The following is a 7,807-nucleotide window of genomic DNA, read 5'->3' as shown; positions in this document are numbered from 1 at the left end:
TTTGCCCAAGGATATTCTACACCAAGCATTTTGCTGTAAAAATTCATCATATCTGGCGTTTTATAAAAAATCTGTTTGGCATATGGCGCATATTTCGGCTCTAAATAATAGCTGACTTCTTTGCCATTATAAGAATCTTTATAGACTTTAAAATCACCAACGGCCATCATAAACAAATAAGGTGCATTTGGTTGTTCCATCTTCCATGTATCGGTTCTTGTCCCGTCTTTATTTACTTTTTGTGAAGCCAATTTACCGTTTGAAAGTGTGGTATATTTTGCCTCAACAGTCATCGCAATTTCAGAAGTTGTTTTCTGATTTGGTTTATCAATTGTTGGGAACCAGCAAGAAGAAGCTTCCGTTTCGCCTTGCGTCCATATTTGTGTTGGTTTGTCACCTTTTCCGTCAGGATTAATAAAATACAATCCGTTTGAGTTGGTAATCGATTCGCCCGCTTTGCTTTTCAGCTCTGCTGGTTTTGCGGTGTAATTAATAAAAATCGTGTACTTTTCAGTTCTTTTATATTTTCTGTTTAAAGCGATTGAAAGTTCTTCATTATCATATTTGTATTGCAACGGAATACTTTTTTTGCCATCAATAATAGCAATTTCTTTAAAATCCATTCCTTTTGCATCTAACTTAAGCGAATCGGTTTCATAGAAATGCGGTTTTAAAGTAATCCATTCTTTTCCGTACAAATAACGTTTTCCATAATCGAATGAAACTTCCAATTTGGTATGAATTAAATCGTGTGTTTTTAAAGGAGTAGCGCGGTAAATAGATAATTCATCAACCTTTTCTGCTTTGTTTTGTGCCTCAATTTTTGGACTCATCAAAACGACAAGACCCAAAAAAGTATATTTTAAAAAATGGTTTTTCATTTTTATTGTTTTTGAAAGTTCTTTACAATTTTTCGATAATTCTGACTTCGCCGTCTTTTTCATCTTCACTCAAAATATTCGATGGTTTTTTGGTGTAAGACAATAAAGTCCACTGCACTATTTTATTTGTCGGATATAAATCTGCCTGAGTTTTAATCCATTTTTCAGCTTCTTGCGCAGAAGACGTTTTTTCTATCGCCCAAGCCGAAACAAGGTTGTTTGCCGGAAGGAAGTTCATAACTGTATTATCCACTACAGGACGGAAAGCGACGATTTTATCTAAAAATTTCGAAGCCATTTCTTTGTTTCCAAGACTGTTATAACATTGATAATCCAGCCAGTTTTCTAGTCTTTCATCTATGTTTTCATCATACGGTTTTCCAACGCCTAAATTCTCTGGAAACAGTTTGGCATCGGCAATAAATTGTAATGCTTTTTTGTACTGCTTGTTTTTCATTTCTGCCAAAGCTTGCATTAATTTGGCTTCGTGATACAATTGTCTTCCTGCCGTTGCGCCTTCAAACGGAAGAATTTGCAATTTGGTCAAGAACGAATCGGCTTCGCGGTATTTTTTATTTAGCAATAAAGTTTTAGCGTAAAGCATTCCAATCAAATAATTTTCTTGATGTTTTTTATAGAAAGATTCAGCCGTTGTAAGTGCTTTATCAAATTGTTTTTGAGCGATGTAATGTTCTGCCAACATTTTGTGGTATCTCCACCCTTGCGGATCCAATTTTATTGCCTGCTGAAGACTTGCCAATACTATTGAAGCATCGTCTTTGAATAAAGAGGCTTTTGCGCCATAAAAAGCAGGATCATTTGGTTTTGAACCACATTCTGAAAACAATCTTTTAGCTTCTGAAATACTGTTACGATTCCATTCAATTAAACCTAAATGATATTTTAATTGGTATTGATCGTTTGTTTTAATTAATAATTTCAAAACTTCAGCCGTTTCATTCCTGAAAGGAAAACTTGTTCCAGGTTTAATTTTGCTTACATCAACTGGTTTGTTTTCTAAAAAGGCTTTCCAATAGATAATTTCAGCACTTGGTTCTGCGATAGAAAACACTTTTAGAGCTTCTTCTTTTCGGCTTAAATTATTATACCAGATTCCTAATTCAAGAAAAGTCTGTTCTGGCATTTCGTTTTGAATAGCAGCAACAAATGCATTTTTTGAATCGTTTGAATTGTTCGAAAGGTATTTTTCAAAATCAGCAAAATGATTCAGCGGATCTAATTTTGTAATGGTTTTTAAAACCGAATTTGCTTTATCGGAATTATTTTGAAGACGATATAAAACCGCTAAAACCTGTAAACCTTCTATGTTGTATTGATTATATATTAAGCTTTTTTCAGCATATTCAATCGCTTTTGGCAGATCGTTTTCTGCTAAATAAATTTTACTTAAAGCGGTGTAAGCAGGACTTCTAAATTCAACACTTGCAGCAGCAATATCAAAACCGTCTTTTGCATCGGTATTATTTCCTAAATGAAAGTTTGCCAAAGCATAAAAATAATTTCCAGCAGGATCATAAGTGTCTATTGACAAAGCTTTGCTTGCCGAATTTACAGCTGCTTTGTAATCTAATTTTCTGATTTGTAAAGAAGCCAATGCAGAAAGAGCAGGAGCGTAGTTCGGATCTAGTTTTAAACAAGCATTCAATTTATCTTCAGCCAGAACATAATCTTTAAAACTGATGTAGTTTTTTCCTTGCTGATACAATCCGTAAACCGAATTATGATCAAAATCTTTTGGTATTTCTACAGGACGATTGATGTTTCCGTCTTCTGGAGCAGAATTCCAAACCAATTTATTGCCACCCAAAACAAATTTCAATTTATTAGAATCGACTTTTACCTGAATAGAATCTTTGAAAGTTTGCATTGTATTAAGCGCAATATCCTTTGAATACACTTTTTTATCGTTTTCAAAAACTTCAATTTTTTCATTTAGTTTTTGAAGCGGAGAAAAATAGATTTTCAGCCAGTCGTTTTCATTTTTAATGTTGACTGAACCATAATTATTGGCTTTTACAAAACCTTTTGTCTGTTTTACAGGAAACCAATATTCTGTCCAAGTATCGGTTTGATACGGTGCAAACGAACGTTGTTTGAAAGGCGTAAGATTACTGCCTTCGCTCGCCTGATTAAATAATCTTCCGCTTTGCACTTCTACATATTGTCCGTCAGTATCGGTCAATAATTTTTCCCAAATCATTCCTTGTTGAGACAATCCCCAAATCCAGATTTTTTTTCCTGGTTTATCATCGTGATTGCCATATCTTCCCATTCCGAAATCTTCGTCATGATAGTATCCACCAAAGAAATCATCGTATTTCCCGAATACGTGATACGACTTGTAACCTCCAAAATTGTTGTTTTTGTAGAAAGATAAATCTTTGCTATTTTCTTTATCAATTGGCCACGAATGGTAATCTCCGTTATGACCAATATAAGTCTGTCCTGGGTAAATAAACTGCAGATTTTCGGCCGCTTTAATTCCCGTATTCATCCAAGTATAATAAGGCTGTTCGAATTCGGTTGTGTTAGACCAAAACGAATTTGTGGTAAAATAGGCTTTGTCTTTTGGCAGATTGATGTCTAATTTCCAAGAAGTTCTCGTTAATAAATCTAAAACGCCAATCACACAGCTAATGCTTCCGTCTTCTCGATTTATGATTTTGTAATCGACAGGAGTGGCGCAGTTTGGAGTGTGACCGATAATTCCGTAATTGCCTTCAACACCACCGCTTGTCCATGGTCCGCGCATGGCAATGTCTCTAAATTTTACAACATGATTATTGTAAACTATGTCTTTTCCTGTAGATTTTTCTATAGCCGACCAGACTTTTCCACCAATTTCTGGCAGAATCATCAGTTTGATATAATCGTTTTCAATTTCGATTACTTTCCATTCTTTCTGAACGGGTTTATCAGTAAAACCGTCAAAACGGAAATACGGATAAAACTTAGTATCTGGTTTCGGAATCGGATCAGGATCTGAGAACGGATATGTGGTAAATACTTTTTTGTATTCTTTTATAGTGGTTTTGTTTTGTGCTGTGACAAAAAGGCTTCCAAGGAGTAAAAAGGATAGTAATGGTCTAAATTTCATGATGGAGAGCTTGGTTTTTTGTGGTTGTTTTTTTTTGCCACAGATTATACGGATTAAAAGGATTTTTTTTCAATCTATGCGTAATAAAAATTAATCTGTGTAATCTGTGTAATCTGTGGCATATTTTTTTGAGCTTTTTTGTCATTTCGACGAAGGAGAAATCTTCGTGAGAAACTCCGCAAAGTATATCGTCAATCTTTGTCGAGCTACTTGTGGAGGTTTCTCCTTCGTCGAAATGACAAATTGGACGAGGTAATTGTTGTATTTGAAAAATTACTTAACAATAAGTAACCATCCTTTTCCTTTAGGAACAGTTATTTCGTCTTTTGCTGTGAATGTTTTTGCAGGTTGGAAATTGGTAACTTCTGGAGCAGTAATAGTTGCTTTTGCAGGATTGATTCCTAGTTTTTTCCAGTCAATATTTAGTTTCACATTTACATCAGCATCTGCCCAACTTGCGATTGAAATTAAAGCCGTTCCGTTCTTTTTGTAAACTGTTGCTAAAACTTTGTCATTGTTTGTTTTTACAGGACAGTTTTCGCTCCAATATCCAATCATTTCAGAACCTTTAATTCCGAAAGAATCCCAGACTTTCCAAATGTTTCTCGGGTCAGCACCGTCGCTCCAAGGCAATCTGTTTGTCATTCCGTAAACCATTCCTCTCCACGGATTTCCACCATCTTGAAGCATTTCTCCCATTAATCCAAACGGAATTCCGCTTACTTCTGTCAAGAAAAAGTCAGGCTGATTTTTTTCGTAATCAAAATATTCACCAAACCATAATTTATTGATGTACGGGAAGTGCTCCATGTATAAGTTGGCACTGTTATTAAATCCGTCACTTTTGTTGTATTGGTTTGCACTGTGCAAGTCGATAATTCCTGGATGCCCGTCTTTTGTTAAAACTCTTTTGATACGTTTCATTGTGATTCTGTCAAAAGCAACGTCATCTAAATAAATTCCGTCAATACCAACATTTTGAGTCAGCCAATTCATTCCTTCTACATAGTAATTGTGCCAACGGTTCATACCACTGTTTACGATTGCCGCATCTTTAATTTCAGGAACAAACCAAGCAGCGATATAATCGTCGCCAACATGTTCTTGAAGCCAAGAGAATCCGCCACCTTTTCCTGGAGAATAGATTTCGTGACCTAAACTTCTAAGAGCAAAAGTCTCATAAGCTTTGTTTGAAACCTCTCTAACCGTGTTGTAGATTTTTACTTTTAATCTTTTTTCGTGTGCTTCATCGATATACGTTTTCATCTTTTTGAATTCGATAAAAGGATAATTAATATACGGATTGATTGCGTTTGCGTGGTGAATATTAATTACCGTTGCACCAGTTTTAGCAATAGAATCAATTGGGCTGTATTTGTGGTAAAACTTTGTATCCCATTGAAAATCTGTATTTATTGTATGGAAAGGCGTAATTAGCAAGTTGAAGTTATAGTATAAAACATCACCTTTTTTCATTGTTCTAGCACCGCTGTACGCATTTACTAAAACCGATTTTGGATTTGGTGTAATGGTAATGCCGCCCTTATTTTCGTTACCCCATGAAGTAGGCAGTAATAAAGGTTTTTGTAAATAGAAATTAGTATTTAAAGGGCGGCTATATTTTTCATCTCTCAAAGAAAACTGCAATCCAGAATTTACAGCACCAATCCAGGCGCCGTCTTGGTTTTTATGTGCAACATCCCATTTCCAATCGAAAGTTGCAGGACGATCACCACCTTTTTGGCCTAATCCCATCATGTATTTTGCAGATGTTGGTTGCATTGGCATTTGGAAATTAATGTCATTAAAGGCAACATCTTCAAGAGCTGTAACTTTCACGATATAATGTACAAAACCGTCAAATTCAACAGAAGCATTTACATCCATTTGAACTGATTTTGAAGTTGAAGTGCTTTCCCAAGAAACTGTTCCAGCTTCTTTTTTAGTGAATTTTACACCGTTGTTTTTCCATTGCACTTCTTTTCCTGATGCGTCAACAAAATGAAAATCGATTGGTGAGCTTAAAACGTCATTTGCTTTTGCTGTTACAGAAGTCATTTCTGGCGTAAAGAACGTTTGGATTTGCGCAGGGAATCCGTTTGGAGCTAAAATTAATTTTCTTCCTAATAAAGCAATTTCAGAATTGTTTACTGTTAATGGAGTATATGGAGCAATAATTGTATTTTCTTGCGCTAAAGTTGAGTTTAACCATTTTAGGCGAGTCATTTTTTCTGGACTATCGATGCCTCCGTTTTTGGTTACTTGGTTAGAAACCGTAATTTGTAGATTGATTTCTTTTGATTTTCCATCAGCAATAACCGTTGCTTTTCCGTTGTAAGTTCCAGCAGCAGCTGTTTGCGGAACATCGATACCGCACCACATAGCTTGAATATTTCCTTTTGATACAGAAACTGTATTAGTAAAAGGATTTCCGTCATATTTCGTTCCGTCAGTGTTGATGCAGCTGATATCTTTAGCTTCGATTGTTGCACCAGTTGTACTTACGAAATTGGTAAAAGTTACTTTGATGTTTTTTAAATCTTCAAGAGCATAAACGCCTAATTGAAAAGCTAAATATTCACCTTTCATTGCCGTATCAGAAAAGCTATTTTGAACGCCTTTTTGAATCCATCTTTGTGGCAAATCTGATTTTAATTTGATAGAATGTTCTCTGTCTTCTGGGAAAACTAAAAATGAATTTCCACTGTTTTTTGCAACAAGAGTTGAAGTTTCGGCAGCTGTCGCAATTACTTCCATTGGGTAAAAACTATTGAAAGCATTTACGCTCTGAATTTCTGTTACAGCCGCATTGTCTTTTAAGTTTGCTTTTACATTAGAAAGCCATTTTGCATCGGCTTTGTCTTCAGGTTTCTGATAAATTCCCTTTGGATAATTTGCAGTTCCTTCGTCTACATAAGGCATGTAATAAATATAGTATGTTCCTTTTCCAGAAATTGGTTCGAAGTAAATAGTACCGTTTTCTCTATTGATGTTTTCGGTTTTTATGTTCTGAATATCTTTTCCAGACGCATCCTGAACGATAATCTTTTTAAGTTCTAGATTTGTGTCTCTTCTTCGCCATTCGATAGTTGTTTTAGCAACATTTCCTGAACCAGAAAAAGCAACTACAGCACGGTGATTTCCTAATTGATTCGGATTCCAGCTGTCATTTCCGTCTGAATATTTAATTTGTGCAGTTAGAGGAATACTGATCGTGATAAAACACATTATCAATATTCTGCGTAAAAGCGTTGTGTTGTTTAGGTTTAGTTTCATTGTATTGTATAATCAGGTTAAATAGTATATTTTGAGTTTAGTAAACGGCTTTCCATCCTTGTTTTTTCCAATAAGCTATAATAGGTTTATAAGGCCCGTATTTGTGCTGTTCTTCAGAGAAATTATCATTAAACGGACTGTGCGCATAATCGATCGGTTTGCCCATTTTGTCTGGATAATCCAATGTTTTTGGGTTTGGTCTTGTATGTACAGAATCGTCGTTTACATAAGCTGCAATGTCAAGTGCTTCTTTGTCTGTAAGATACGGTTTTCCTAGTTGAACTTTATCATAAGGCATATTGCTTTTTAGCCATTGTGCTTGTTTGATTACGCGATGCATGCTTGAACCAGGCTGATAACCATATTGTCCCCAAAGTGGAGGATAGGTGTAACCCGATTTGTCTGCATTGTAAACTCCTTCGCCATTGTTTCCGTGGCATCTTGCGCAGTTTTCAGCAAATAAAACTTTTCCTCTTTCTGGGCTTGCTGCTACATCTGGAAATTCGATTTCTAAATTTTTGGCTCCTTTAAA

At 35.5% G+C, this 7,807-nt stretch carries 4 protein-coding genes; all 4 read right to left on the bottom strand.

Annotated elements, in window-relative coordinates; genetic code table 11:
• On the bottom strand, positions 1–881 hold an 881-nt coding region (locus B3J44_RS13400; protein WP_414654803.1), incomplete at its 3' end, for a M1 family metallopeptidase.
• A 22-nt stretch (positions 882–903) separates the two neighbouring features.
• On the bottom strand, positions 904–3,999 hold the full coding sequence (locus B3J44_RS13395) for a DUF5107 domain-containing protein (protein WP_286968878.1): 3,096 nt from the start codon (positions 3,997–3,999) through the stop codon (positions 904–906).
• 273 nt (positions 4,000–4,272) lie between these two features.
• Positions 4,273–7,275 carry a glycoside hydrolase domain-containing protein gene (locus B3J44_RS13390; RefSeq protein ID WP_286968877.1) on the bottom strand — a complete coding sequence of 1,001 codons (3,003 nt, stop codon included), beginning with the start codon at positions 7,273–7,275 and terminating at the stop codon, positions 4,273–4,275.
• A gap of 37 nt (positions 7,276–7,312) precedes the next feature.
• On the bottom strand, positions 7,313–7,807 hold a 495-nt coding region (locus B3J44_RS13385; RefSeq protein WP_286968875.1), incomplete at its 5' end, for a c-type cytochrome.

The organism is Flavobacterium sp. UBA4854 (assembly GCF_002399805.1).
GTDB lineage: Bacteria > Bacteroidota > Bacteroidia > Flavobacteriales > Flavobacteriaceae > Flavobacterium > Flavobacterium ginsengisoli.
This window is presented reverse-complemented; position numbering and strand designations above follow the sequence as displayed.